Origin of the sequence: Oceanomicrobium pacificus (assembly GCF_009833495.1) — a bacterium.
Taxonomy (GTDB): Bacteria; Pseudomonadota; Alphaproteobacteria; order Rhodobacterales; family Rhodobacteraceae; genus Oceanomicrobium; species Oceanomicrobium pacificus.
The window spans coordinates 983,890-1,009,265 of sequence record NZ_WUWG01000003.1 but is presented as its reverse complement, the minus strand read 5'-3'; the positions used below and the strand labels follow the sequence as shown (position 1 = coordinate 1,009,265).

At 63.2% G+C, this 25,376-nt stretch carries 23 protein-coding genes and 2 tRNA genes; 11 read left to right on the top strand and 14 right to left on the bottom strand.

The genetic code is table 11. From position 1 onward, the window contains the following. Window positions 1–49 precede the first annotated feature (49 nt). From GSH16_RS11400 to gntH, 4 genes are all read left to right on the top strand, one after another. Window positions 50–126, top strand: a tRNA-Met gene (locus GSH16_RS11400). A 345-nt stretch (window positions 127–471) separates the two neighbouring features. Further along, a tRNA-Met gene (locus GSH16_RS11395) sits at window positions 472–548 on the top strand. A 656-nt stretch (window positions 549–1,204) separates the two neighbouring features. Further along, the gene (locus GSH16_RS11390) at window positions 1,205–1,888 is read left to right on the top strand and encodes a DUF3299 domain-containing protein (RefSeq protein ID WP_160855094.1); all 684 of its coding nucleotides are present in this window, start codon (window positions 1,205–1,207) and stop codon (window positions 1,886–1,888) included. 60 nt (window positions 1,889–1,948) lie between these two features. Continuing rightward, complete coding sequence (gene gntH, locus GSH16_RS11385) at window positions 1,949–3,388, top strand: guanitoxin biosynthesis MBL fold metallo-hydrolase GntH (RefSeq protein WP_160855092.1); 1,440 nt, start codon at window positions 1,949–1,951, stop codon at window positions 3,386–3,388. Window positions 3,389–3,843: 455 nt separating this feature from the next. On the opposite strand, the gene GSH16_RS11380 is transcribed toward gntH, so the two are convergent. The 6 genes from GSH16_RS11380 to GSH16_RS11355 all read right to left on the bottom strand — a co-directional run bounded on the left by GSH16_RS11380 (window position 3,844) and on the right by GSH16_RS11355 (window position 9,641). After that, window positions 3,844–4,989, bottom strand: coding sequence for a hypothetical protein (locus GSH16_RS11380; RefSeq protein ID WP_328803219.1), 1,146 nt, complete (start codon window positions 4,987–4,989; stop codon window positions 3,844–3,846). 180 nt (window positions 4,990–5,169) lie between these two features. Beyond that, the gene (locus tag GSH16_RS11375; RefSeq protein ID WP_160855090.1) at window positions 5,170–5,391 is read right to left on the bottom strand and encodes a hypothetical protein; all 222 of its coding nucleotides are present in this window, start codon (window positions 5,389–5,391) and stop codon (window positions 5,170–5,172) included. 115 nt (window positions 5,392–5,506) lie between these two features. Then, complete coding sequence (locus tag GSH16_RS11370) at window positions 5,507–5,749, bottom strand: helix-turn-helix domain-containing protein (protein WP_407941062.1); 243 nt, start codon at window positions 5,747–5,749, stop codon at window positions 5,507–5,509. 81 nt (window positions 5,750–5,830) lie between these two features. Then, window positions 5,831–6,556, bottom strand: coding sequence for a hypothetical protein (locus tag GSH16_RS11365; protein WP_160855088.1), 726 nt, complete (start codon window positions 6,554–6,556; stop codon window positions 5,831–5,833). A 202-nt stretch (window positions 6,557–6,758) separates the two neighbouring features. Beyond that, window positions 6,759–7,946 carry a site-specific integrase gene (locus tag GSH16_RS11360; protein WP_160855086.1) on the bottom strand — a complete coding sequence of 396 codons (1,188 nt, stop codon included), beginning with the start codon at window positions 7,944–7,946 and terminating at the stop codon, window positions 6,759–6,761. Between the two features lie 348 nt (window positions 7,947–8,294). Beyond that, window positions 8,295–9,641 (bottom strand): metal-dependent hydrolase family protein, encoded by a 1,347-nt coding sequence (locus tag GSH16_RS11355; protein ID WP_160855084.1) that lies wholly within the window; start codon window positions 9,639–9,641, stop codon window positions 8,295–8,297. A 320-nt stretch (window positions 9,642–9,961) separates the two neighbouring features. Here GSH16_RS11355 and GSH16_RS11350 point away from each other — a divergent pair, with 320 nt between their 5' ends. The 6 genes from GSH16_RS11350 (at window position 9,962) to GSH16_RS11325 (ending at window position 15,636) form a co-directional block, all read left to right on the top strand. Next, window positions 9,962–10,180 carry a YtcA family lipoprotein gene (locus tag GSH16_RS11350; RefSeq protein WP_160855082.1) on the top strand — a complete coding sequence of 73 codons (219 nt, stop codon included), beginning with the start codon at window positions 9,962–9,964 and terminating at the stop codon, window positions 10,178–10,180. Window positions 10,181–10,183: 3 nt separating this feature from the next. Then, window positions 10,184–11,227, top strand: a complete 1,044-nt coding sequence (locus tag GSH16_RS11345; RefSeq protein WP_160855080.1) for an HlyD family efflux transporter periplasmic adaptor subunit — start codon at window positions 10,184–10,186, stop codon at window positions 11,225–11,227. Further along, window positions 11,224–12,807 (top strand): FUSC family protein, encoded by a 1,584-nt coding sequence (locus GSH16_RS11340; RefSeq protein WP_160855078.1) that lies wholly within the window; start codon window positions 11,224–11,226, stop codon window positions 12,805–12,807. Before GSH16_RS11345 ends, GSH16_RS11340 begins: the two co-directional genes overlap by 4 nt. Beyond that, window positions 12,807–14,243: a TolC family protein gene (locus GSH16_RS11335; RefSeq protein WP_160855076.1), complete on the top strand. Its 1,437-nt coding sequence runs from the start codon at window positions 12,807–12,809 to the stop codon at window positions 14,241–14,243. Before GSH16_RS11340 ends, GSH16_RS11335 begins: the two co-directional genes overlap by 1 nt. Before the next feature lie 189 nt (window positions 14,244–14,432). After that, window positions 14,433–15,029 carry a HupE/UreJ family protein gene (locus tag GSH16_RS11330; protein WP_160855074.1) on the top strand — a complete coding sequence of 199 codons (597 nt, stop codon included), beginning with the start codon at window positions 14,433–14,435 and terminating at the stop codon, window positions 15,027–15,029. A gap of 1 nt (window position 15,030) precedes the next feature. Beyond that, window positions 15,031–15,636, top strand: coding sequence for a hypothetical protein (locus tag GSH16_RS11325; RefSeq protein WP_160855072.1), 606 nt, complete (start codon window positions 15,031–15,033; stop codon window positions 15,634–15,636). A gap of 20 nt (window positions 15,637–15,656) precedes the next feature. Here GSH16_RS11325 and GSH16_RS11320 read toward each other — a convergent pair whose 3' ends face one another. The 8 genes from GSH16_RS11320 to GSH16_RS11285 all read right to left on the bottom strand — a co-directional run bounded on the left by GSH16_RS11320 (window position 15,657) and on the right by GSH16_RS11285 (window position 24,479). Beyond that, window positions 15,657–18,017, bottom strand: coding sequence for an autotransporter family protein (locus GSH16_RS11320; protein ID WP_235913111.1), 2,361 nt, complete (start codon window positions 18,015–18,017; stop codon window positions 15,657–15,659). Between the two features lie 203 nt (window positions 18,018–18,220). Further along, the gene (locus GSH16_RS11315) at window positions 18,221–19,291 is read right to left on the bottom strand and encodes an isocitrate/isopropylmalate dehydrogenase family protein (RefSeq protein WP_160855070.1); all 1,071 of its coding nucleotides are present in this window, start codon (window positions 19,289–19,291) and stop codon (window positions 18,221–18,223) included. A gap of 9 nt (window positions 19,292–19,300) precedes the next feature. Continuing rightward, window positions 19,301–20,047, bottom strand: a complete 747-nt coding sequence (locus GSH16_RS11310) for an SDR family NAD(P)-dependent oxidoreductase (RefSeq protein WP_160855068.1) — start codon at window positions 20,045–20,047, stop codon at window positions 19,301–19,303. Continuing rightward, window positions 20,044–20,949, bottom strand: coding sequence for an SMP-30/gluconolactonase/LRE family protein (locus GSH16_RS11305; protein WP_160855066.1), 906 nt, complete (start codon window positions 20,947–20,949; stop codon window positions 20,044–20,046). Before GSH16_RS11305 ends, GSH16_RS11310 begins: the two co-directional genes overlap by 4 nt. 39 nt (window positions 20,950–20,988) lie before the next feature. Next, window positions 20,989–21,765, bottom strand: a complete 777-nt coding sequence (locus tag GSH16_RS11300) for an ABC transporter ATP-binding protein (protein ID WP_160855064.1) — start codon at window positions 21,763–21,765, stop codon at window positions 20,989–20,991. Window positions 21,766–21,777: 12 nt separating this feature from the next. Next, window positions 21,778–22,821, bottom strand: a complete 1,044-nt coding sequence (locus GSH16_RS11295; protein WP_160855062.1) for an ABC transporter substrate-binding protein — start codon at window positions 22,819–22,821, stop codon at window positions 21,778–21,780. 101 nt (window positions 22,822–22,922) lie between these two features. Further along, complete coding sequence (locus GSH16_RS11290) at window positions 22,923–23,684, bottom strand: ABC transporter permease (RefSeq protein ID WP_160855060.1); 762 nt, start codon at window positions 23,682–23,684, stop codon at window positions 22,923–22,925. Window positions 23,685–23,687: 3 nt separating this feature from the next. After that, window positions 23,688–24,479: an ABC transporter permease gene (locus GSH16_RS11285; RefSeq protein ID WP_160855058.1), complete on the bottom strand. Its 792-nt coding sequence runs from the start codon at window positions 24,477–24,479 to the stop codon at window positions 23,688–23,690. A gap of 158 nt (window positions 24,480–24,637) precedes the next feature. Between GSH16_RS11285 and GSH16_RS11280 the strand changes: the two genes are divergently transcribed. Continuing rightward, window positions 24,638–25,366, top strand: coding sequence for a GntR family transcriptional regulator (locus GSH16_RS11280; RefSeq protein ID WP_160855056.1), 729 nt, complete (start codon window positions 24,638–24,640; stop codon window positions 25,364–25,366). Window positions 25,367–25,376 lie beyond the last annotated feature (10 nt).

Below are 25,376 nucleotides of genomic sequence, written 5' to 3'. Positions count from 1 at the left end.
AAACCTGACAAGAACAGACGCTCTCAAACGATACAAAAAAGAACATCACCGCGGGATGGAGCAGCCCGGTAGCTCGTCAGGCTCATAACCTGAAGGTCGCAGGTTCAAATCCTGCTCCCGCAACCAAAATCACCAAACAAATACAACGCCTTAGCCCCGCTTTCCGCGGGGCTTCCTGCGTTCCGAAATCCCCGCTGGAAGCACTGTGGAAGCAGCAGAGCCGAAGTCAAAGGTGCGGTAGATGGGTGACAGGGTGGTGCGAGGCTAACGGCCCAAAGCTGCCTTTCAACTCGACTCAATTGCGCTGCGGTGCGGCCCGTCAAAGCGGTCGTTCGCTGCTATCGCTAAATCCGGGGGATCGCGTAACAATCAACGGAATCTCCCGATCCAATGCCAACTTTTTCAAGCCGCAAGGTTAACGTTTTCTACTCATTGATATCTTGGTGACACAGCCACAAAAAAGAACATCACCGCGGGATGGAGCAGCCCGGTAGCTCGTCAGGCTCATAACCTGAAGGTCGCAGGTTCAAATCCTGCTCCCGCAACCAAAATCACCAAACAAATACAACGCCTTAGCCCCGCTTTCCGCGGGGCTTCCTGCGTTCCGAAATCCCCGCTGGAAGCACTGTGGAAGCAGCAGAGCCGAAGTCAAAGGTGCGGTAGATGGGTGACAGGGTGGTGCGAGGCTAACGGCCCAAAGCTGCCTTTCAACTCGACTCAATTGCGCTGCGGTGCGGCCCGTCAAAGCGGTCGTTCGCTGCTATCGCTAAATCCGGGGGATCGCGTAACAATCAACGGAATCTCCCGATCCAATGCCAACTTTTTCAAGCCGCAAGGTTAACGTTTTCTACTCATTGATATCTTGGTGACACAGCCTGAGTTGCAATCAGTGTTCGCTGGTCTTACCGTTTCGGTTGGAAACATTCAGTTTAGATGTGCCTTCGACCCTATGTTCCCAAGGTGCAGAGTCAATGCCGACCCTTGGAGAAGATCTGCCAGATCTCGCCTCTCAAATCCGCCGGTCACTATCAGAAAACTCGGTACTGCGTGAGGCATTTGCTGACTACCAAGCGGTTTGTAGTAAACTAAACGGTGCTCGATGCAGCGAACCCGAACGCGCTGAGTGGAACCGCATAAGGCGGGAGCTGTTAGTTGAATTGGTGCGGGTAAGCCGTCTTTCCTAAACTTTGATGCGGAGGTGACAATGACGACGTGGAAGCGTCTTAAGGTATCCAGCTTCTTTGTGTTTGCACTTGCAATTAGTATCTCTGTGCCGTTGTGCCTGACGAAAGCCAATGCAAGCGACCAGCGAAATCTTGGCTGGGCGGATCTGGTACCGGAAGTAGAAATGGGTTCCAACCCGTTTGAAGATCTGGATTATCGGCAAAAGAACGATCTTGTCACGCTTTATCGCATTGAAGTGACGGATGCGGAGAGCGCCAACGATTTCGCCCGCTCACAAGCCTCTAAAATTAGAGCCAAGCTCGTATCAAGTGGCTTGGATCCAGACTGGCTGTTCGCGGAGCGTGAAAGGCTTATGAAAGCGCACGAACGTCGGTTCAGTGCGCCTAACCCAGAAGTCCTATCGCAAAATGTCCGGGTCCCCGGTTACATCTTGCCATTGGAAATGGATGGAAGGTTCGTGATCGAGTTCTTACTCGTTCCCACAGTGGGAGCCTGCGTGCATACACCGCCTCCCGCGGCAAATCAGTTGATCCACGTCCACTACCCCGATGGCTACCCGATACGCGGGATGTATGACCCCGTTTGGATAATGGGAGAGCTACAGGCCGAACGACAGACGGAGTTAGTAACCTACTCCGACGGCCAGCGAAACGTCGAGAGCGCCTATGTTATGACCCCGCAAAGAATTGAGCAATATCGGTGATTTACCGATCTTTCTGACTAAACCGATCCGCCTTTCCACGAACTTCCTAAGGAGGGAAAATTGAAAAAGCTTAAAGCGATAAGCGTTGCGGCGCTCGCCTCACTTTCACTGGCAAGCTGGGTGAGCGCGCAGCAGATACCGGAAGTAGGTGAACCTTCCTCCGCTGAAGACATTCAGAATGCCCTAACAGGGGGCGTGCCAAACGGGCGTTGGAAAGAGGGGCTCATGTTTGAGGGAATATCGCCCCAACCATGGTTGACCAGTGCTGCCAATTGGTTCCCGGGCACTGAAGAAGTGCAGCCGGAGGAAATGCGGATTACCTTCATGGGGACCGCTCCGATCATCCGCCCCGGTCAAGCCAACACGTCCGTGTTCGTCGAGCTCGGCAATGGCGATAATTTCATCTTTGACATTGGCGAAGGCTCCGTAGCCAACTACCAAGCCGCGCGCGTCGCGTTGAACGAGCTGACCAATATCTTCATCACACACTTGCATGTCGATCACTTTGGTGCACTTCCGTATGTGTGGATGTTCCGCACGTGGAGCGGTGGCTGGCATGAGCCCTTGCGCATTCATGGCCCCTCTGGGCGCACACCGGAATACGGCACGGCGGCCATGGTCGAAGGCATGAAGATGATGACCGCCTGGCACCGTGATGCGTTCAGCGTCTTCCCTGCTGGTGTAGGCTGGGACATCGAAGTCAATGAGTTTGATTTCCGCGATAACGGCGGCATTATCTATGACGAAAATGGTGTTACCGTGCGACATTGGCAACGCAGCCACGCTAAAGACGGTGCCTCGGCATATCGCCTTGATTGGAATGATCTATGCTTTGTGTGGACTGGCGATGGCCGTCCGAACTTGCTGGATGTCGAGTACGCCAAAGGATGCGATGTCTACATCACCGAACAACAGCAGGAAGTTGTCGAGATCAACTCCGGGGTTCAGGGCGTCCCCCCCTTCCTTGCACGGTATACCATCGACACGCATCACACGCCAACTTACGCAGCTGGCTATATAGCTAACTTGATTCAACCACGCCTCTTCATGACCACGCATATGAGCTATGATAAATACTTGCTGGAAGAGTCAGTGGCAGAGATCCGTGAGCACTGGAAAGGTCCGTTCCACTTTGGCGCACCAGACGGCATTGTGGTCAATGTTACTAAAGATCAGATCTGGGTACGCGAAGGCATCTTGCCTGAATTCCCAAATGTGCGCGCACCGCAGTTTGATTTCACCAATGAGCAATTGGTCGTTCCAGCTCCGCCACACGCCCGCGAAGACATTCAGGAACCCTTTATTCGACAAAGCGAGCTTGATCCAGATTTGTATTATCCCGAAGGCTACAAGCCGGAGCTGTTGATGGATTGGCCCGTTGAAGGTGACCTTGTGGTTCCGATGGAAATGCTGCCGGAAAACCTTAAAAACAGCATGGGTGCAGCATGGCGTCATCGCGAAAAGAACCGTGAGATCCTTAGAGAAATGGGTAAGTTCTAGTGCTTTACCAACGAGGCAGCGCGTAATCGTGCTGCCTCAGTTTCCTCAACGCTATGATCAGCCTTCCCACCGACCCGCTGCTACCGTTGCGGGCACCGGTGACTGAGGAAACGACTTTAGCCCACGCGCCGAACTGAACTGATGCCATACGTTTTGGAGCAAAATCCTCCTCCGGCGGTTTTTCAAGCGTGCCGAAACCCATGTGACTGGAGACCGGAACGTTGCCGCACCCCACCTACGCGGCAGAACAGGAAGATGTGAGGTCGCACCAATTTTGGGCTGACACAGCCCACAAGGCCTGTCTCGCAAGGCAAGTTGAGGTCAAACTTTCATTTTCCCGCTCAAGGCAGCGAATTGTAAGCTCAATGATCAATAGTCAGTGTGTTGAACGACTTTTTAGGTAATTGACGTGCTTGAGTTTGCACAAGCAGCGAATGACCTCTTTCCGCCCAAAATCACCTCAATTGATACTTCGCCCCGGCCTTTGCAATGCGATCTGCCAACGAAACAGGGTGCTCTTGCATCTGCCGTAGCAGGGCTTCGACGTGGCTCTCCAAGAACTCAGGAAACGCTTCGGCAGTGACTTCTGACATCGCAGCCCGGGTCACGAAGAGGCCAGCCAGTTGGGCGTCCAGTTCCCGCATCTTCGCAGCGCGATTGGCTTGGATCACGTCGCTTGGCAGGACGCCTGCGCAGTTCGCCATCAAGTCATTCTCGACCACGCCTTCAAACCGCGACCAGAGCTCATGCGTGGGCCATCGGGCGCGGTTGCTGTCTGGTGTGGGAACGCAATAGCGCATGCGGCCAAGGGCATCTGTAAAGGCGTCTCCGATCACGTCCTGTAGGTCCTGCCAGTCCCTTATCTCGAACTTGTTTCGAAGCTGCTTGCTGCCGAGCCGCATCTCAAACCGCCATACCTGACTTTTGTCCCGATCACTCAAGTCCAAGGGCGGTTTGCCTGCTTCCTCGCGCGCGGCATTCCAGATGGTCAGCCACCCCATCTTCTTCTGCTGGATCACTTCGGCCCGCTTGTCGTAGATGGCGAGCTGGCGATTGGCGACAGCCCCGGCCCGGAGGCCGATGACGCGGGCGCCGCTCGACACAGTCGCGGTCTCTGCAACGCCGGTATATTCCGTGACCCTTGTGCCGGGTGGCACCACAAGCGCCTCGCGATCCGGTTCAAACCACGGGGCGAGTATATCGACGGCGAAGTCGGCGCGGGTGACGCGGAGTTGCGTCTCGACGTACTTGATGCCGAACGCCTCCATACAGGCGCGGAAGTGTTGCTCAGCACCAGCCAGACCGCCTGTCGCCAGCCCGAAGGCGCGGAAGTCGACCGTGATGCCGGGATTGTTCTGGATACGGTCTTGCGGGTCTTGGAAGAGCCAGACAGCCCCGAAGTCGCCCGTATGGGTTGTGAAGCCGCGCGCGCCCTTGTTGGTCACACTGAGCGTGAAGGGGCCGAACTGAAGCTGGCTATCCGCGAAGCTCTTCTTCGCATGTTCTTTGGCAGATGCCAGCTGAGCACGGAAGGCGTCCGGGATATCGGTTTGGATCGTGAACTTCAGCCCGTCAAAGCCGGAATGCAGAATGTCAGCCATCAGCTTCGCTGGTCTTCGCTTTCGTATTCGTGGAGGGGGGTGTTACAAGACCCCCCTTTATCGCGGCTTCAATCGCTGCGCTGATGTGGATGAAGGTGGTTGGAGTGTCGCCGGATGAAGAGTGCGCCTCCGGCGGGGCAGCAATGGGTTTTGGGGCCGGGCATAGCCCGGCTTTGAGTGTCATTGCGATTTCGTGAGCTGGCGAGAGATCCAGATCTCTGCGCGTTCCGCACATTTGCTGGCGTTGAGCAGGTCGGAATGGAAGAGCCCGCTTGTGTTCTTCCACTCGCCCTGGTCGGTCTTGTACGACCGTGACAGGTCGACCGAGTAAGAGCCGTTATTGTTCCAGATCGATGCGGTAACGAGCCCGATCCGCACCTTGTGCGCTGGTTGGTTCTGCATGTGATTGTCTCCGATGTTTAGGATGGTTGGGGTGCAGGGGAATTGGCCTGCACCCCGATGAAGCCGTCCGGCCCCAAAATCCCGCGCGGGGCTGCCAGCGCCGCACGGGCAAAACTCAATATTGCGATGTGCTGGCGTGGCGCCGGGCTTCGGCCCAGTCGCGCAGGTCACGGCGCCGGTAGCGCACGGAGCGGCCGGGCTTGTAGAATTGCGGGCCAAAGCCTGTCACGCGCCATTTCTGAAGCGTGCGAATGCTTTGGCACAGGAAGTCGGCGGCTTCGATCTCGGGGATAAAGCCATCCCAATAGTCAGACACCGCGTAAGCCGGTGCCGGGGAGGTGGAAGTCTCTTGCATCATGGTCTGCCTCGTCTCTTCTGTTTTGACGAGGCCAACCATGATGCGATCACTTTCGACAGGCGAGCGAAAGCACTGGAACAGTTACTGCACGTTTTTTGCAGCAACTGTTCCAGTGATTTTTTTGTATTGAATACAGAGCTTTAGGGCGTGAAGAACGCGCGACCTAGGGAAGCTGGGCTCAATGGGCTTGAACGCTTCAACACAGAAGAGGGCGGCTGGCGTGATTGGGATGTTCTCTTCCGTCGCATCGCGCGTGAATGGCGCGTCGGTCGTTTCTTCCCATAGCAACCGAATGTTTGCGGCCCAAAGGTACAAGCCAAAATCCGGAACAGGACCAGACGGCCGCTTCGGGACCTCTGAGATGGCCGCGCCCAATACATCGCTGAGAATATCAATCAGGCCTTCGATGTCTGGCAAGCCCAACAGGATAGCGTCGTCTGATCCACCCGATGGCAACAGCAACGATGCCTCGCCGCCTTCCCGTCTGCCGGTGATATGGCGCGCGGCATCACGATCTTGACGATAGGCAACACGCCGGAGAAGTTCTTGACGCGCTGTGTCGGACAACTCGCTTAGAGACTTTTGCAGAGCAGTCGCCCGTTTCTGTGCCGAGTGCAGCTCACGCTTCACAGAGAATGCCGGAACGACCTCCTCATAGTTGGCCGTCTCCCACCGATAGACCGCCGCGCAATCTTCCAACTTCTGGTGAAACGCCTCCGGGTCTTGCGGCTTCAGCCCCGCCATCTGGCAGAGGCGGGCAACATCATCGGCGGCATAGGTGGTCTGGTAGAACTTGGCTGGAAGCATAGAGGTTGAGATGTCCCAGAATTGGACCGACATATCTCGGTCGCAGGAGGGTTATGTTAGAGAAAGGCACCGGCCGTGATGGGACCGGTTTCTTAGCCGTTCCAGTGTCTTACAAAGCGCCGGTCCGGAGAGAAACAGCGAAGACGCATCTAATAGGTGTCGGGGTAGATCAGCGTTGCAAAGCCGCGCCAAGAGCGCACGCTTAACCCACGACCCGCAACGGTGGGGGTGTAGGACTCTGGCCGAGGACAAAGCCGCTTAGGCGGTTGGCATTCTCTTCGGCTGCGCGGCGCACAGGATCATCGGCCAAATGCGCATAGCGCATCGTGGTTTGTATCTGGCTATGTCCTAAGAGGCGGCCGACCATCTGGATCGGCATGCCGGACGAGACCGCATTGGACGCATAGGTATGGCGCAGGTCATGGATGCGCACATCATCCAGCCCGGCCCGGGCCCGGATGCGTCGCCACGGATGCTGCAGGTCCGTGATATGGGCATCCTCAACTTTGCCTTCGATCACGTACGGATGGCCGGGCGTGCGCGGCAAGGCCGACAAGATGGCCCGCGCCGCTTCGGGCAATGGGATACGCCGCGCACCGGTCTTGGTGTCGGGCAGCTCCATCCCGTTGCCGGTGATATAGTCCCATCGCAAGGTTTGAATTTCCCGCAGGCGGCAGCCGGTGAGGATCAGCAAGCGGAAGGCGGCCACGACATGCACGCTTTCCTCGCCGCTCTGTTCAACGTCTGAGAGGACCGCGCCGAGCCGTTGCAGCTCCGACTGGCTCAGGAACCGCTCGCGCTTCTTCTCACGGTACTTGGGCACATGCCGGCAGGGGTTTGACCCGTCCGGCCGAAGTCCCCAAATTTCCGCCATGTTGAACATCTTGGAGAGCACTTGCAGCGTGCGGTTCGCCTGATAGGGCGTGGCCCGCATCTTGTGATGCAGAGCCGAGATATCTTTGCGCTCGACATCAACCACCTTGAAGCTGCCAATCTCGGGTTTGATGAAGATATTCAGCGAGCGGCGATACTCAGCCTGTGTGGTCGGCTTGCAGCGTTCTACGACATGATCTTGAAAGAACCGATCACAGAGTGACGCCACGGTCGGTGCGCGCCGTTCCACCGCAATCTCTTCGGCCGGGTTCTCACCTTTGGCCACTTGGCCCATCAATTCCTTCGCCAGACGCCGCGCCTCATCAACTGTAATCTTGCCGTGACGGCCGAGTGAGACGCGCCGCGTCCGGCCGCCTTTGCGATACTGCGCTTGGTATGACCTTGCACCAGACGGCATGACGCGCACACCAAAGCCCGGAATCTGGCTGTCCCAAACGAAGTAATCGGACGCCTTCGGCGGCAGGCTTTCAACGGTGCGTTTGGTCAGTTTGGGCATCTTTGGTCGGTCCTTCGTCTCTCATTCGTGGAAGCACTATGGAAGCAGCGCGCAGCGTTTCGCAGGGAAAGAGGTAGAAGCCGAGAGTCGAGCGGGTCAATAAAAAACGTTCTGATTCAGATAGATAGGGTAGATGGGCGCGATCGGGCGAAACCCGTCGAAATGGCCAGAGCGTGTCTCATAACCTGAAGGTCGCAGGTTCAAATCCTGCTCCCGCAACCAAAATATCGAAATAAATATAGAGCTTTATTCCCGCAAGCCGTAAGGCTGCGGGCAATTCGGGTATGCTTTGTAAACCGAGTGAAGGCCGGGCGAAGCCTCGCTACGCCCGATCACTGGCACAGCGCTTCAGGCGATCGTGTTCTTGTAGGCGCGGCCGCCCTTCATGATGACGTCGAAATTCTCGGGGTCCGACATGACGGAGATATCGGCGATCGGATCGCCGTCAACGAGCAGGATGTCGGCATAGGCACCGGCCTCGATGACGCCGACCGGGCCTTTCTGATAGGGGTTCCGCGGGCCTGCCAGTTCCCAAAGGCGGCCATTGTTGCCGGTGGCCTGCTGCAGGATTTCCGCGTTGCTGAACCAGGGTGTCCTGAGGGAGAGTTCGTTCAACTGGGTTGCCTTGGTTTCCGACGAACCGACAAAATCGGTGCCCAACGCGATCTTCGCGCCATATTCCTTGGCCAGTTGCAGCATCGTGTCGAGCCCGTCCTGCGCCAGCTTTTGCCGCGTCGCCTGCGCCTCGGTGAAGCCTTCGGGGATCGGCGTCATGAAGAAGCCGACCTGCGTCGACAGCCAGACACCTTTTTCCACCGCAAGTTCCATCGATTCCGGGGTCATAAGGTTGCAATGTTCGATGCAGGCAAACCCGGCCTCGATCGCACTGCGCACCGAGGAATCCATATAGGCATGCGATGCCGCGTATGTGTTCCAGCGCTTTGCCTCTTCCACCGCTGCCAACAGTTCCTGCGGGGAATATTCATTGATATCAAGCGGGTCGTAGAGGCCCGACACGGCACCGCCCGAGAACACCTTGATGAAGTGGGCGCCCTGCCGGAACTGGTCGCGCGTGGCCGTCAGGACTTCGTCGACACCGTCGGCGATGATGACGATCTGGGTCGCCTCGAATTCGGTGATGGCCGGCCCGCCGAAGGCGCGGGGCCGCACGCTGCGCGGGCGGTAATCACCATGCCCGGCGGTCATTCCGATGGCCGAATTGCAGGCGTGGATCCGGGGGCCGGGATAGATGCCTTCGTCAACAGCGCGGGCGACGCCCAAGATGCCGCCGCCTGTGTCCCGCACACCGGTAAATCCGCGCATCAGCGTTGCCTTGCATTCGCGGAGCGCCAGTGCCGCCAGATAGTCGGCGCGCGCGGACATGAATTCGAGCGGGCTCTGGTTCCACTGCAGATGCACATGGTTGTCGATCAGGCCGGGCATCAGGGTGCGGCCATTGCCGTCGATCCGCGGCACATCCGGCGCGGCGTCGGCTGCGGGCGAGATCTCCTTGATCAATTCGCCCTCGACCAGAACATTCGTCAGATCGGACAGGCCGTCGGACGTGCCGTCAAACACGCGCACGTTGGTGAAGAGCGTGGCGTCCGGCGTCGCGGCCTTGACCTGTGCCGGAAGCAGAGTTGCAAGCGCCGCGCTCGATGCAAGTCCGGACAGGAATTCGCGTTTGGTGGGCATAGGGAAACCTTCGGATCGGATGTGTTCGCGCATATCCTAACAAGGCATTTCCGGAAGGGACACCGTGGCATTCCGTCATCTTCGGCCGGAGGGACGGCGAAGATCGCGCGGATGTGACCGTGCAGATGGGAAAGAGCCGGGATCGAATGCATTCGTTCCGGTTTTGATTTGACCGGCACCTGATCCTGTTATTTCGTCGGGGTTGGCGGGGTCTTGCGACCCGGACAGAGGGAAGGGGCAACCGGATTGGCGGGACAGATCGGGCAATTGGAGGGGCGTGCGGTGCGCGGACCGGTCGCGGAACCGGCGGGATTGGACCGGTGCTGATCCCCTTGCCCGACACGATCGTGATCTTCGGATCCTATTTCCCGGCCTGGATTTTCTGCCTGCTCGCGGGGCTGGCCCTGCCGATTGCGGGCCATTTTGCGCTCTTGCGCGCGGGGCTGATCCCGGCCGTGCCGCTGTTGCCGCTTTTCTATCTGCTTCTGTGGCTGTCCGGCGGGCTGGCTCTCTGGCTCATCTTTTTCGGGCGGTGGTGAGACATGCTGGAGCCTGACATCACACCGGGGCAGAAGCGGGCAGGGTGGGTGCTGTTTGCCGTGGCTCTGATCGCCGCACTGGTGCTTCTGGCTATCGTGCTGACCGATATCGACCGGCGCCCGCGCACCAACGATGCATCCGTCGGGGCAGAGGTGATCCACGTGACCGCAGGCGTGCCCGGCCGGATCGCGCGGCTCGACGTGGCGGAGAATGATGCAGTAGAGGAAGGCGCGCCGCTCTTCGCGCTCGATGACACGGCCTACCGGTTGCAGCGCGATCAGGCGGCGGCGCAGGTGGCAGCGGCGCAGGCGGCGCTTGCGGATGCGGAACGGGCCGCGCGGGCCACCGCGCAGAATGCCGGATCGGCCGCCGACGAGGTGGCACGTGCCGAGCAGAATCTGGCGCTGGCCGAAGCCACGGTTGCGCGGCTGGAGCCGCTCGCCGCCGACGGGATTGCCTCCCGGCAGACGCTCGACGAGGCACGCACGGCAGCAGCCGACGCACGCGTCTCGCTCGATGTGGCGCGCAAGACAGCAGGCGCGGCGCGCGACCTCGTGTCCAACACCGATGCGCTCGCGGCGGAGTTGCGGGCGGCAGAGGCCGTGCTGGCGGTGGCGGAACACAGGCTGTCGCAAACTGAAGTCGCAGCGCCTTTTTCCGGCTATGTCAGCGGGTTGCAGGCCGGTGTTGGCAGCTGGGTTCTGCCCGAACAACCGGTTCTGGTGCTGATTGATGATGCCAGTTGGCATGTCGAGGCCTATTTCCGTGAAACCGAACTGGCCGCGATCGCGCCCGGCATGGTCGCGCATGTCCGCGTGCTGTCCGACGCGGGCGAAGTGCTGACCGGGCGGGTCGCGTCGATCGGGCGCGGGGTGCAGACGTCGGACGCGCTTGCGGTGCAGGGACTGCTGCCGTTCGTGCCGCGCTCGACCGACTGGGTACGTCTGGCGCGCCGCTATCCGGTGCGGATTGCGCTCGATGCACCGCTCCCGCCGTTCCTGCGGCTCGGTGCCAGTGCCAGCGTGACCATCGGGCAGGGCGAATGACCGACCGGCCGCGCATCAGGCGGTCGCTTCTGATTGCGCTCGGATGCGGGCTCGTCGTCATCCTGTCCAAATCGCTGACCCTGCCGGAAACCGCATTGTCGGCCTATCTGGTGCTCTTTGCCGCCCGGTCGGAGGCTGTCGAGACGATGGCCGTGTCCGCGGGGCTGATCCTTGCCGCAATTGCCGCGATCTTCCTTGCGATCATGCTTGTGATGGCCACCGCCGGATCGCCGGTGCTACGCGTGCCGGTCATGTTCGCGGTGGCTTTCGGCGCCATGTATCTGGCCCGCGCCACGCCGGCCGGGATCGTGGCGGCGACGATCGGGATGGCGATATTCGAGGTTTTGAGCATTCTCGACTATCTGGCCTATCCCGACCTGCTGCTGCGGGGGCTTTTCTGGCTCGTCACGGTGGTGGTGGTGCCGATGGGCGTGCTCTTTCTCGGCGCGGCGCTCTTCGGGCGGACCGCGCGGCGCCAATTGTCCGGGCTTTTTGCAACCCGGCTTGATGCGATCGGTCAGGCCATGGTCCGGCGCGACGCTGCCGCTTTTACCGCGTGCCGGACCCTGTTGCTCTCGGATGCGGCCGACCTGCTCCGGTTGCGGCAACTGGCGGACCGGACCGGCCAGTTGCACGGGCGGATGCGGGGGCGGGCTGTCGCGCTCGAGGCCGGCACGACGCGGCTGCTTGCCGACTGTGCAGCCGGCGATCCGCCGCGCGACACGCCCGCCAACCGTGCTGCGCTGGCGCTCGATGAACCTGCACCGGCGGAGGCTGATCCGCGGCTTGTCGCGCTTTCGGACACGGAGCAGCAGGTGACCGAAGACAGCAGCGGTTCGGAGGCAGAGGGCGAGGGGGCGGGCCTGTTCGCGATCAAGGCGACCCTGTCTATTGCGATTTGCTACGCGATCTTTCTGGTTCTGGACTGGCCCGCGATCCACACGATCACGATCACCGCCTTTCTGGTCTGTCTTGGCTCGACTGGCGAGACGCTTCACAAGGCCGCCTTGCGCATCGGCGGTTGCCTGATCGGTGCCGTGATCGCCGGTTTCTGCTTGTTTCTGGTCATCCCGAACCTGCAGGGGATTGGCGGGCTGGCGCTCCTGACCGTGCTCGTGACCCTGCCGGCCGCATGGCTCGCTACCGGTCCGGACCGCAGCGCCTATGCCGGGTTGCAGATCGCGCTCGTGGTCTATCTCAGCATCCTCAACACGCCCGGCCCGGATGTCGATTTCGGCATCGCCTGGGGGCGTATCGTCGGCATCCTCCTTGGCAATCTGGTGGTGGCGACCGTGTTCCTGACGATCCGCCCCGCGTCGGCGGCGGGGGCAATCGCCCTGACGCTCGACCGGACCGAGGCGGCCTTGCAGTCGGCCCGTCGAGCACCGGACGGTTTCCGTGCGGGACTTTCGCTGAATGCGGCAGCAGCGGCGCTGCAAATGGCGCGGGACGGGCTTTTCGCCCTGCGGTTCGAGCCGGGCACCGCGTCCCGTTATTCCGCACTGGCATCACGGGCGGACATGCTCCAGCATGGGCTTCTGACCGCCAGCCGGACCGACCGAGACGGAGAGCAGCGTTGATGACCCCGAAGCCCCTGACCGCGATGCTCATCTGCCTTCTGGCCGCCTGCACGGAGACGCCGGGCGCGCGGGATATCGGGCAGGCGGACCGGCAGATTGCAGATGACCCGGCCGAGGTGACGGCCGATGTCGCGCAACTGGCCGCATTGGGGGCCCAGGCGCCGGACGTGGCGCGCTTCGATGCGGGGCGGAGCTACGATCTGCCCGCGCTCATCGATCTGGCGCAGACCCGCAATCCGGCGACGCGCCAATCCTGGCTCGCCGCGCGCGAGGCAGGGCGTCAGGCCGGGATCGTCGGCAGCGCGCTCCTGCCGGTGGTGACCGCCGCCGCCGTCGCAGGGCGCCAGTCGGTCAACACGAACCTGCCTGTGCCAATCCTCGGCGACGTGCCGGGATCGGTCGACAGCAGCGGTGAGGCGCTTGCCTTGACGGCCACCTGGCTCCTGTACGATTTCGGGGAGAATGCCGCGCGGCAGCGGGCGGCGGACAGTCTGGCGCGGATTTCCGAGATCGGGTTCAACACGGTCCACCGTCAGCTGATCTTCGACGTCAGCGCGGCCTATCACACGCGTCTGGCGGCGTTGAAGAAGGTCTCGGCCGCCAACGAGGCGCGGTCGCGCTCGGCGGACCTTGTGCTGGCGGCCGAGCGGCGTTTTGCGCAAGGCACCGGCACGACGGTCGAGGTGGCGCAGGCGCGGCAGCTCGATGCGCAGACACGGCTGGTGGCCGAGGCATCAGCCGGAGAGGCACGGGCCGCCGCGGTCACGCTGGCCGCGCTCGTCAACGTGCCGCCGTCCACCCGGATCAGGCTGAAAGCGCCGGGCGGCGGCCTGCCATCGGCCAATGACCGCACGCTCGACCGCGTTCTGGATACGGCCTTCGCGCGCCGCAGCGACGTGCGCGCGGCGCTGGCACAGGTCGATGCGGCGCAGGCGGAGCTTGATGCGACCGTGGCCTCCTACCGGCCGAAGATCTTCACCGGCGGCTATGCGTCGGCGGGCGACGGGCGGGTGGACCTGAACGGTCTGGCGCCGATCGGGCTCAACACGGCCGGATCGAGCGGGGCGTTCATCGGCGTGTCGGTGCCGATCGTCGACGGGGGACTGCGCGAAAAACGGCTGGCCGCGGCGCGCGACAGGCTGGAGCGCAGCCAGACCGGGGTCGAGGTGGCACGGCTGACCGCCACACGCGAGATCGCGCTGGCCTACGAGACCCTGCGCACCGCGCTTGCGCTCTATCCGGCGACCAAAGCCCTGACCGATGCCGCGCGCACGACCGCGGACGCTGCAAAGGAGGCCTATACCGGCGGGATCGGCACGGTGTCGGATGCGGGCGTGGCGGAACTGGGCCTCTTTGCCGCGACCGAGGCGCTCGCCGATGCCGAACGTGACGCGCGCGTGGCGGCCGCCGCGCTGGCACTGGCGACGGGGAACTGACACGCAAAAGGGGGCGTGACGGGCTGCGTTCGCGGAATTCTCCGTCTCGTTTCCGGGGGCGCCGGGCCCTCTCTCCGGCGCGTGGCGCGAAACAGCCGCTTGCCCATTGAAAAGAGACATGGTTTCCATAGGGCCGTTCAATTCAGCAATGCCGGCCCCCGCGCCAGTGCCGTCCTCGGGAGACAGTTCATGACCATCCGTTCCACATATGCCCTGCCTGCGATGCTGGCCCTGCTGGCGCTTGTCGCGGATCCGGCGCTGGCCCATTCCGGTGACGGGTATGGCGGCGGCTTCATTGCCGGGTTCACCCACCCGATCCTTGGCTGGGACCATGTGGCGGCGATGGTGGCGGTCGGGCTCTGGGGCGCGTTTCTCGGCGCGCCCGCGATCTGGATCCTGCCGATCGTCTTCCCGCTCGTCATGGCGTTCGGCGCCGTGCTTGGCATTCTCGGTGTGCCGGTGCCCGCGGTAGAGACCGGCATCGCGCTGTCTGCGGTGGTGCTTGGCCTGATGATCCTCTTCGCGGTCAAACCGCCGATCTGGGTTGCCGCCGTCATCGTGGGCGCCTTCGCGATCTTTCATGGCTACGCCCATGGCACCGAACTGCCCGCCACGGTCAATGCGTTTGCCTATGCGGTCGGGTTCGTCATCTCGACCGGTCTGTTGCACCTGATCGGGATCGGCTTCGGCCTGCTGGTGCGCTGGCCCGGCGGGCGCGTCGCCGTGCGCGGAGCAGGGGGCGTGATCTCGCTCGCCGGTGTGGCGTTCCTGACCGGCATGGCCTGATATGGGGCGACGGTTTGGGGCGGTCTGGCTGCCGCTCATGTTGAGCGCCGGACCGGCTTTCGCCCATGCGCCGGTGCCCGGTGTGCGGGGCTTTTATGTCGGGCTGCTGCATCCCTTCTCGACACCAGCACAGGCGCTTCTGATGCTCGGGCTCGGGCTGCTGGTGGGGCATCTCGCCCTGCCAACGGCCGGCCGGCAACTGGTGCTTTTCTTCGTGGCTGCCATCGCGGGGCTGGTCGCAGGTCAGGGGACGGGCGCGCTCGACCTGCTCATGTTCGGCGCCGCGTTTGCCGCCTCTGCGACGGCCGCGCTCCTGCCGGGCCGTCTGGTGCCGCTCGTTGCCCTGCTGGTGGCGCTTGGGGGCTTTTGCATCGGTGCCGTGTCGGTGCCCGATCCCGGTCCGGCAGCCGACCGGCTGTTCGTCATGTCAGGGTCGATCGTGGGTGCTACCGTCGGGCTGCTGTTTCTCGTCGGGATCGTCGATGTGATCCGCGACCGCTACAACTGGCCGTGGGTTGGCATCGCGCTGCGCATCGCCGCCGCATGGGTCGCGGCGATCGCGCTTCTGATGCTCGCGCTCGGGGTGGCGGGCGCGCCGGCGGGCTGAGGCGTCAAACCCGCGACCGGTCAGAACCGCACGCTGAGATTGGCGCCCAGCCCGTGCTCGTAGCCGTTGGAGCGCAGCGCATAGGCGTAGCCTGCCGATGCGCGGGCCGTGTCGGAAATCTGGTAGCCAAGGCCGAGACCCAGCACGAACCCGTGCGCGCCACGGTTCTGGCCCACCTGCGTGAAGCTTCCAAAGACGGGGCTGTTGACCGTCACTTCGTGATCGCCGTTCCGGTCGGCCAGAAAGTCATACTCGTAACGCGCGAAGGCGATCGGCGTGAAAAGCCCGTAGGCGGTCGAGACTTCCCGCTGATAGTCGAGCCCCACGGACGCGACCAGCGCTTCGGCATCGGCAGCGTCGATCGCATAGAGGAAGTCGCCGCTGCCGGATTCCGTCGCGGCGCCCTGCCGGATCCGGGCGTAGTTCAGGCCGAGCACGGTGGCCAGATTGGCGCCGTTTTCCAACTGCATGGGGCGGCGCGCCTGAACCCCGGCGTGGAACCCGTCCTGATCGAGCGACGCGGTTGCCACCCCGCCGGTGAAACTGCCGACGGACGGGTTGGTGCGCTCCGCATCCGTCTTGCCGGACATGATGCCGATGATCCCCGACCAGTCCCAGGCGCCCGCCGTGCCGTGCCCGTAGCCGCCCAGATGGAAACTGTCGGTGGAGAAATCCTGCACGACCTGGTCATGCTCGTCCATCGACGCGCGGCCCAAACCGGCAAAGAGGCCGACGATGCCTGCATCGAATTCGTAGACATCCGCGCCGAAGGTCAGGTTGCCGAGCGAATAGTCGTATGTGCCGAGCCCGCCCGACCCCTCGACATTACCGCGCACATAGGCCGCGTCGATCCACCACCGGCGGTCGGCGCAGTTCGGTCTGCTGTCCGTGGGAAGGTTCGCCGCCGTCGACAGTGGGCGGTCGGACATATCGAACCCTGTATGCTGCAGTGCGCCGCAATCGGCCTGCCGCAACACGGCACCTGAGACCAGGTCCAGCTGCTCCAGTCCGATGGCGAGGTTCGAGGAATAGGGCTCTGCATGGACAAGGTTGAAGCCCGAGGCCCCTGCATTGGTCAGCGTGCTGACCGCCGTGCCGATTGTGGTGCCGTTGGTCAGGCTGGTGCTGGGCGACACGGTCGTGGCCGTCGCGATAGCCCCAGCCAGATTGCTGGCATTGGGCGAGTTAGTGACCGCGGGATGTTGCGGCAGGCTGGAGACGGGCTGCGCCGTGAATGCAATGTCGATCCGGCCGTCGGCTGTGGGCGTGTTGGCGATGCGCAGGCCGAGGAGCGCGGGCAGCGACCCGCCGGCCGCAAGCGCCGGGGTGTCGCCGTCGAATGCGGATGCCTGAAAAACGGTGTAGTCGTTGCCGGCTTCATAATCCTGCGGGGTCAGGCCGGGCCGGGCGGCTTCCACCTGGATCCGCGCATTGTTGATCCCGGTGACGGCATCGGTTGCGGTCATCAGGTCGGCTTTCTGTGCGGCAGCGGGGTCCACTTCCGTGATGATCGTCGACCCGCTCTCGAAATCCATCGCGCTGTTGAAAGTCAGCGTTCCGATGGAGGAGCCCGGGGACAGGGTGCTGCCGCTCTTCGACACGAAGGTGAAGGCGTTGATCGTGCCATCGCCCGCAAGCGTGCCGAAATGGTCGAAATCGGGCGTGGTCAGGCTGCTGGCCGCATCGAGCCGGAGCGTGGTGCCGCGTCCGATCACGATATCGCTCGTGGCGGACATGGAACTGCCGGTCAGCGTGAAATCGGAGGGTTGGACAATCCGCGTCTGGATGTTCAGGACGCCGAAGTAAATCTCCGTTGCATTGGTGACGGTCAGTTGGTCATAGGTCAGCGGGCGGTCGGACTGGAAATAGACCTCGGTCGGGTCGACATCCCCGCCATTGGCGGGCGCGAAGGTCATCGAGCGGCCGGACCCGATCCGTGTGTTCAGGATATTGACCCGCAATTTGCCGTTGATGTTCGTTGCCAACGCCTTGCGGGAGACGAAATCGCCGCTTCCGGCCTCCACATCGACATTGAGCAGCGTCAGGACGGAGGCGTTTTGCGGGTTGATATTCTGGCCCGGCACGTAGATCTCGAGTTCCCCGCCCGATGTGATCCTTGAATTGCCGACGACCAAGCCGGTGATCGGCCCGTTGGGTATGGGCAGGCAGATCCGTTCCGTCGTCGTGATCGTCTGCCCGCCGAGCGTGGTTTCGGTGCCGGCCCGATATTCCGTGCGCGGGGAGCCGAGCTCCACGCAGGCTTGCGCGCTTTGTGCCGCGGCAGGCGCGGGCAAAAGGGCCGAAAGCGCGGCAAGGCTGAGGGGCGCGAGCGGCGACCATGGCGAAAGGGCCGGCGATCCGTTTCTGATGGTGACAGTCATCGGCAACTCCTGCGGCAGTGAACACGAACCCCGGGGGCGCGAACGGCCATGCGCGGCACAGCCGGACGATCACCGCCCAGTGTTTCCCTGACACAGTATTTTTTCAAGCCGTTGATGTTTGGTGCACGGGCGCGGATCAGCCGCCGGTTTCCGGGATGCTGCTCGAAGCATCTCCGGTGATCCGTGCCACCGGTGGCGTGGGTTCAGCCGGCCAGGTCCTCCAGCGCGGCGACCAGCGCGTCGCCCACGGCCTCCGTCCCGGCAGGGCCGCCAAGGTCGCCCGGGCGGGTGTCCGGCGTCGCCAGCACCCGGTCGACCGCCTGGTGAAGCTGTGCGGCCGCCTGCGTGAAAGCCGGCTTGTCACGCGTGCGGCCAAGCCAGTCGACAAGCAGGATCGTCGATTGCACCAGCCCCAGCGGGTTGGCGATGCCCCGCCCGGCTATATCGGGCGCGGATCCGTGCCCGGCATTTGCCGCCGCGCGGCCGTCCCCTGCATTGAGCGATGCGGCCAGTCCGAGGCTGCCCGACAGCGCCACCGCGAGGTTCGACAGAATGTCGCCGAACATGTTGGAAATCAGGATGATGCCGAACTTTTCCGGCCGTGTGTAAATGTCCGCTGCCATGGCGTCGATATCCACCTCGGTCAGCGGGATATCGGGATAGTCGGCGGCCACGCGGCGCACCTCTTCCATGAAGAGCCCGTCAGAGACCTGCAGCACATGGCGTTTGCCCACCACGGTGACGGGCCGGTTCTCGCCCTTGGCCATCTCGAAGGCCACGCGGGCGATCCGGTGCGACGCCTGACGGGTGATCTTGCGCACCGAGAGCGCCACATCCTCGGTCGGCATGAACTCGCCCGAGCCAAGGAACATGTTGCGGTCGGAATAGAAACCTTCGGTATTTTCGCGCACAATCGTCACGTCGAGGCCGGCGCGCGCGCCGGGGATGCCGGCGCGGCTGCGGGCCGGGCGGATATTGGCATAGAGATCGAGCCGCTTGCGGATCGTGCCCGGCACGTTGAGCCAGCCGGTGGTTGCTTCCGGATAGGCCGTCATTCCGGCCGGTCCGAGGATGATCCCGTCCGCCTTCAGGGCCGCGTCGAGCACGCTGTCGGGCACGGTGGAGCCGCTGCTTTGGTGTGCGGCCACGCCGACCGCGCGTTGCTCGAACCGCAGATCGAGCCCGTGAATGTCACTCGCGCGTTTCAGGACGCGGCAGGCGACGGCGGTGATTTCCGGTCCGATATCGTCGCCGGGAAGTACCAGAAGATCCATGTCAGGGCCTCATATCGTGTGGGTCAGTCCGGCGCTGGTGAAGCCGCCGTCCACGGGCAGCACCTGTCCGGTGATGTAGCTGGCCTCGGGCGAGGCAAGGAAGCGCACGGCGGCGGTGATTTCCTCCGGCGCGGCATAGCGTCCGACGGGCAGGCGTTCGGCCCAGCCCGTGCGGCGTGCGTCGCTGTGACTGGCCTTCACGTGCGGCGTCTCGACCGGACCGGGGGCCACGGCGTTGACGGTGATCCGGCGCGGGGCCAGTTCCACGGCAAGAACGCGCACCAGCGCGTCGACACCGCCCTTTGAGGCCGCATAGGCCGCGCGCCCGAAACTGCCGCGCACCGCGGAGTGGGACGAGAGCGCCACGATCCGGCCGCCATCCGACAGGCGGGGCAGGGCGGCCTGCACCAGATGCACCATGCCCATCAGATTGACGCCGATGACCTCGGCCCAGTCATCGGGGCTGCTGTCGGCAAAGGGGCAGGCGCGGACGATGGCCGCGTTGCTGATGAGCGTGGCGACAGGACCGTCGACCGAACCGATCGCGGCCCGCACCGCGTCGGCATCCTGCATGTCGGCGACTGCGCCTTGGAATTGGGGCCCGAGCGCCTCTGCCGTTCGGGCCAATTCGGCCGCATCACGGTCTATTCCGAGCACCCGCTGTCCGCGCGCGGTACAGTCGGCGGCAAGGGCGGCACCGATCCCGGCCGCCGCCCCGCTGATGATCGTCCATCCGTCCGGCGTACGTGCGATCATCGGGTCAGCCGCGCAAGGTCTGCGGTTGGCACCGCAAAGACCGCGCCTTGCGTGCTCTCCACGATATAGAGCCGGTCATCGCCGGGGCCGCCGAAACAGGCCGCGGTCACATCGAGCCCGCCGGGGACATTGATCCGCCCGACCGGCACGCCGAGCGGGTCGAACATCCAGACAATGCCCAGCCCGGAATGGCAGACGAAAAGGTTGCCCGCCGCATCCGTGGCCAGCCCGTCCGGCCCGGTATGCCCGCCCGAGAGATGCAGGAAGATATTGACCTTGGTGGTGCTGCCATCGGCATGCAGCGGCAGGCGCCAGACCTGGTTCGCGCGGGTGACCGACACATAGAGGAGCCGCCCGCAGGGGCTGAAGGCCATGCCGTTGGGGCTCGGAATCGTGTCGAGCATCAGGTCGACCCGCCCGTCGGGCCGCCGCGCAAAGACGCGCCCTGTCGGGTCATGCATGCCCGTCTGGCCCTGATCGGTGAAGAAAAGCGTGCCGTCCCCGGCAAAGATGAGGTCGTTGAGCCCCTTGAACCCCTCGCGGCGCAGGCGCGGCAGTTCCGGCGTCACGCGGCCCGTATCCCGGTCGAGCGTCATGAGCCCGTTGCGGTGATCGGCGATCCAGATCGTGCCGTCGGGCGACAGGGCCAGCCCGTTCGGTTCGCCGTCATAGTCCGCGATCAGGCTGAACTGCCCTTTGGGGTCGAGACGGAAGATCCGGCCATAGGGAATGTCGGTCAGCAAAAGCGACCCGTCGCGGTCGATGATCGGTCCTTCGAGGAAGGAGCCCAGATCGGGATTGCGCTTGCCGAAGAGCCAGTCCGACCCCTGACCGTTCCGCTGGAACGCGTCGGGCAGGCGGGCCAGTTCGGTCGCCGTGATCTCGGGCGGGGGCGGAAACATCTCAAACCCCTCCCGCAGTGTGATGGCGTGTCCGGTCCGTCAAACCGTCACCCCTTCCTTCAGGATTGACCAGATCTCCTGCCGCATCTCCAGAAACTCCGGCCGCGACTTGATCTCCTCCCGGCGCGGGCGCTCGAAAGGCACGTCGATGATCCGGTCGACCCGCGCGGGACGCGGCGTGATGACCGCGATCCGGTCGGCGAGATAGATGGCTTCCTCGATCGAATGGGTGACGAAAAGGACGGTCTTCTGCTCCTTCTGCCAGATGTCGAGCAACTCGTTTTGCAGGATGTCGCGCGTCTGCACGTCGAGCGCGCCGAACGGCTCGTCCATCAGCAGGATTTCGGGGTGGATGGCGAGCGCGCGCGCAAAGCCTGCGCGCTGCTGCATCCCGCCCGACAGTTCGTGCGGGTAGCTGTCCTCGAACCCGGTCAGACCGACCAGATCGATGTATTTCTTTGCAATCGGCGCGCGCTCGGCCTTCGGCACCCCCTTGGCTTCGAGCCCGAATTCGACATTGGCCTGCGTCGTGCGCCACGGGAACAGATCGAAGCTCTGGAACACCATGCCGCGGCCCTCGCCGCCGACCTTGTCGGATATGTCGCGCCCGTCCATTTCTATGCTGCCGCTGTCGGCGGGGATCAGGCCGTCGATCAGCCGCAGGAGCGTGGACTTGCCACAGCCCGACGGCCCGATCACGGCGAGAAACTCCAGATCGCGGATCTCCAGACTGAAATCCCTGACCACCTCGATCGGCGGGGTCTTGCCCCGACCGAAGCTCTTGTTCAGGTGATTGAGCGAGAGTTTCGTCGCCATGTCGGTCTGCCCTTACCCTATGTCTGCCAGCACTTCGTCGATGAGCGACGTGTCGACTACCTGTGTCAGGTCGACCGTGCCCTTGATCGCGCCTGCGGCCTTGTAGACCGGCAGGAGCTGCTCGTAGACGGCAAGCTCGTGGTGCATGTCGTTGGGCCAGCAGCCGATATCGACCCCGAGCGCCTGACGCACGACCTCGATCTCCTCGTCCGTGGCCGTTGCCATGTTTTCCTTGGTGCCGTGCTTGCGATACATGTCCGCATACCAGGCCGGATCGTCATTGGCCTGACGGAAGGCGATGGTGGTGGCTTTCAGGAGCGCCTTGGCGCGGTCGCGGTTTTCCGGCTTCTCCAGCCAGCCGCCGGACACGATCCAGACCTCGCCGAGGAAGGCTTCATATTCCTTCGCCGGTTCGATCAGCACCTTGAAATTGCCCTGGCTCGCCAGTTCGGCGGCCTGGTCGAAATGCAGCGGCACCCCGTCCACCTTGCCCGCCAGAAGCGCGCGGAACCGGTTGCCCGACCCGCCCATCTTGATGACGTTGACCTTGTCCATGTCGACGCCCTTGGCGGTCATCGGACCGACGACCATCACATGGGTGAAGTCGCCCTTGGAGTTGACGGCGATTGTGACATCGTCCTTCTCCAGGTCTTTCGGTTCGGAGATCTTGTCGGCATTCACCACGAAGACGAGGCTCGTGTGCATGAAAGCGTTGCCGATGATCTTCAGGTCCGCACCGGCTTCCACCGCGCGCAGGGTCGAGATCGCATCGCCCGCGCCGACTTCCGTCTGGCCCGACAGGATCGACTGGGTGATGGTCTGCAGCTTCGGCACGCGTTCCCATTTGGCGGCCGGTTCCCCGAGTTCCACAAGGCCCTCGTTGATGGCGGCCATGTAGGGCACGTGCACGCCCAGCGTGTTGCCCGGCACGTTGATGGTCAGCGGCGCGTGGCCATCGGCCAGCGCGCGACCGACCCCGAGGCCCAGCGGACCGGCCACGATACCGGCCCCGAGGCCCGCCGCCATGGATTTCAGAACGGTTCTTCTTTTCAGCATGTTGTCCTCCCTTCGGATCTGTTGCTGTTGCGTCCCGGTTGGCCGGGATCGAGGTGCAACCCGCCCCGCCATGGGACCGGCCGCCCGGTTGTGAACGCCGCCTAGCCGGCGGCCATTTTGGAGTCGTACCAGGGGGCGATCTGCCGCCCGGCCCAGCCGAGCGCCATGTTCGCGCCCACGCTCACCGCCATCAGCGTGACGAGGTAGGAGATGAGCGGCGCGGTGGACAGGTCCTGTCCGGTCTGGAAGATCAGGCCGCCATAGCCGACCAGCACGAACATTTCGGCCATGACCATGGCGCGGATCGCATGGATGAGCCCGAGCCGCGCGCCGGTGATGAGATAGGGGAAGAGCGCCGGCAGGATGATCTTGGAATAGGTCTCCACCGGGCCGGTGGAGAAGGCATTGCCCACATCGAGCATCTTCGGGTCGATGCCGCGCGCGCCGTGATAGGCGGTGAGCGTGACATAGCCGAAGGAGGAGACGAACACGATCGCCACGCGGAATTCGAAACCGGTGCCGAACATCAGGATGAAGATCGGCGCGAGCGCCGCGGCGGAGGTGACGACGATCATGCTGACCCAGGGATGGACCAGCAGATCGATGGTGCGGATCCGGCCCATCAGCGCGCCGAGCGGCATACCGATGATGCAGGCCAGCCCGAAGCCCACCAGCATCTGGCGCAGCGAGCCCGCCAGTTCGCGCAGCATGTCGCCGGCCATCAGCAGCCGGATATATTCCGGCACGACCACGGTCGGCGCGGCCAGCAGGCTCGGGCCCATGGCGCGGCCCGCGATTTCCCACAGGCAGAGGAACAGCGCGATGCCGGTGAGGTTCAGGAAAAGAATATGGGATCGGGTCATCGCTCAGCTCCGCACATGCCAGGGCAGGAGGCGCGCCTCGGCCCATTTGACCAGCTCCTGCGCCAGCAGACCGAAGAGCGAGAGACAGAAGACAACCGACAGCATGGCGGCGCTGTCGAACACAGACGAGGCGTCCTCCATATACTCGCCGAGATTGACGGCTGCGAAGAACAGCTCTGCCGTGATCATGCCGTTGACCGCGCGGATCGTGCCGATCCGGAGCGCGGTCATCAGGAACGGATAGCTGGCGGGCAGGAGCACGCTGAAGAAGGTCGTGCGGCGGTTCGCCCCGAAGGAGCGCGCGGCCTGGATGACACGCGGTTCGATATTGCGTGCGCCCGCCGTCACCGTGATCAGGATATCGAAGACGCACATGACGAAGACGAGCGCCACGCGCGCCTCGAAGAAGACGCCGAACCAGATGATGAGGAACGGCACGAAGGCAACGGAGGGGATGGCGAAGAGCGCCGTCAGCACCGGATTGCACATGTGGAAGGCGGTCTCGCTCCGGCCCATAAGCATCCCGAGCGGCACGGCCACCAGAAGAGCCAGCCCCAGACCGAGGATCATGTGGCGCAGCGAGTTGGCGAAGCGCGCGGGCAGGTCGCCGGAGGCGAAGGCACCGACCAGATGGTCGGCCACGGCCACGGGGGAGGCGAAGATGACGCCGGGCAGTTGCGTCGAGATCAACTGCCAGAGCATGAGCCCGGCGCAGATCGACGCCAGATAGGGCAGCCAGCTGCTGGCAAATATGTCCCGCATCCGGATGCGGGCAAGGTCTGCGCTGCTGCTCATGGCAGCGGCTTCGCTCGACTGCGACACACTCTGTTCCTCCCGTGACCTTTCACCGTGGCGCCTTGTATTGGACATGCCTTTGCGGTATAAAAGGACTATCCAATTCGTAAAGGACTGTCCTTTACCTGTCAACAGATTCGAAAGAGAGCAGCGCGTCCGTGGAATCCGTCCCGATTTACCAAGCCATACAGGATCATTTCCTGAGCCAGATCTCCTCCGGCGCCTTGCCGCCGGGCACCAAGCTGCCGACCGAAAAGGAGATCGCGCGGCAGTTCGGAACGTCGCGGGCAACCGTGCAGAACGCCATGTCGAAGCTCGTCTATGCGGGCCAGATCGAGAAGCGGGTGGGCAGCGGCACGTTCGTCGCGGAAACGGCGCGTTCGGCGACCATGGAAGTGGTCGGGGTGAAGAGCTTCGAGGAGGATGCCTCGACCCGTGGCCAGCAGGTGGATTACCGGCTGATCACGCTCGCGCGTGACCCGGCGGATGCCGCGCTCGCCGATGCGCTCGATATCGAGGAAGGGGAAACCGTGTTGCGGTTCGAACGGCTGCGCCTCGTGGGGGGGACGGTGATCGGGCTGGAGCGCCGGACCTTCACCCACGGGCTGCTGACCGATATTTCGCTCGATGCGCTGGACCGCTCCTCGACCCATGAACTGGTGGAGCAATATGTGCCCGATCCGGTCGGCCGGATGGAGGCCTCGATCCGCGCCGTGGTCGCGGGGGACGATATGGCCGCGAAACTCGGTGTGGCACCGGGTGCGCCGCTCCTGCGCCGCAGCCATCGCATGTTCTCCCGCGCGGGGCGGCCGATCCTTCTGGGTGAGGCTTTCTACTGCGAGCCGTTCGCCTTCCGCTACATCGCCCATTCCCCGAGCGAATTGTGACAGGGTCCTA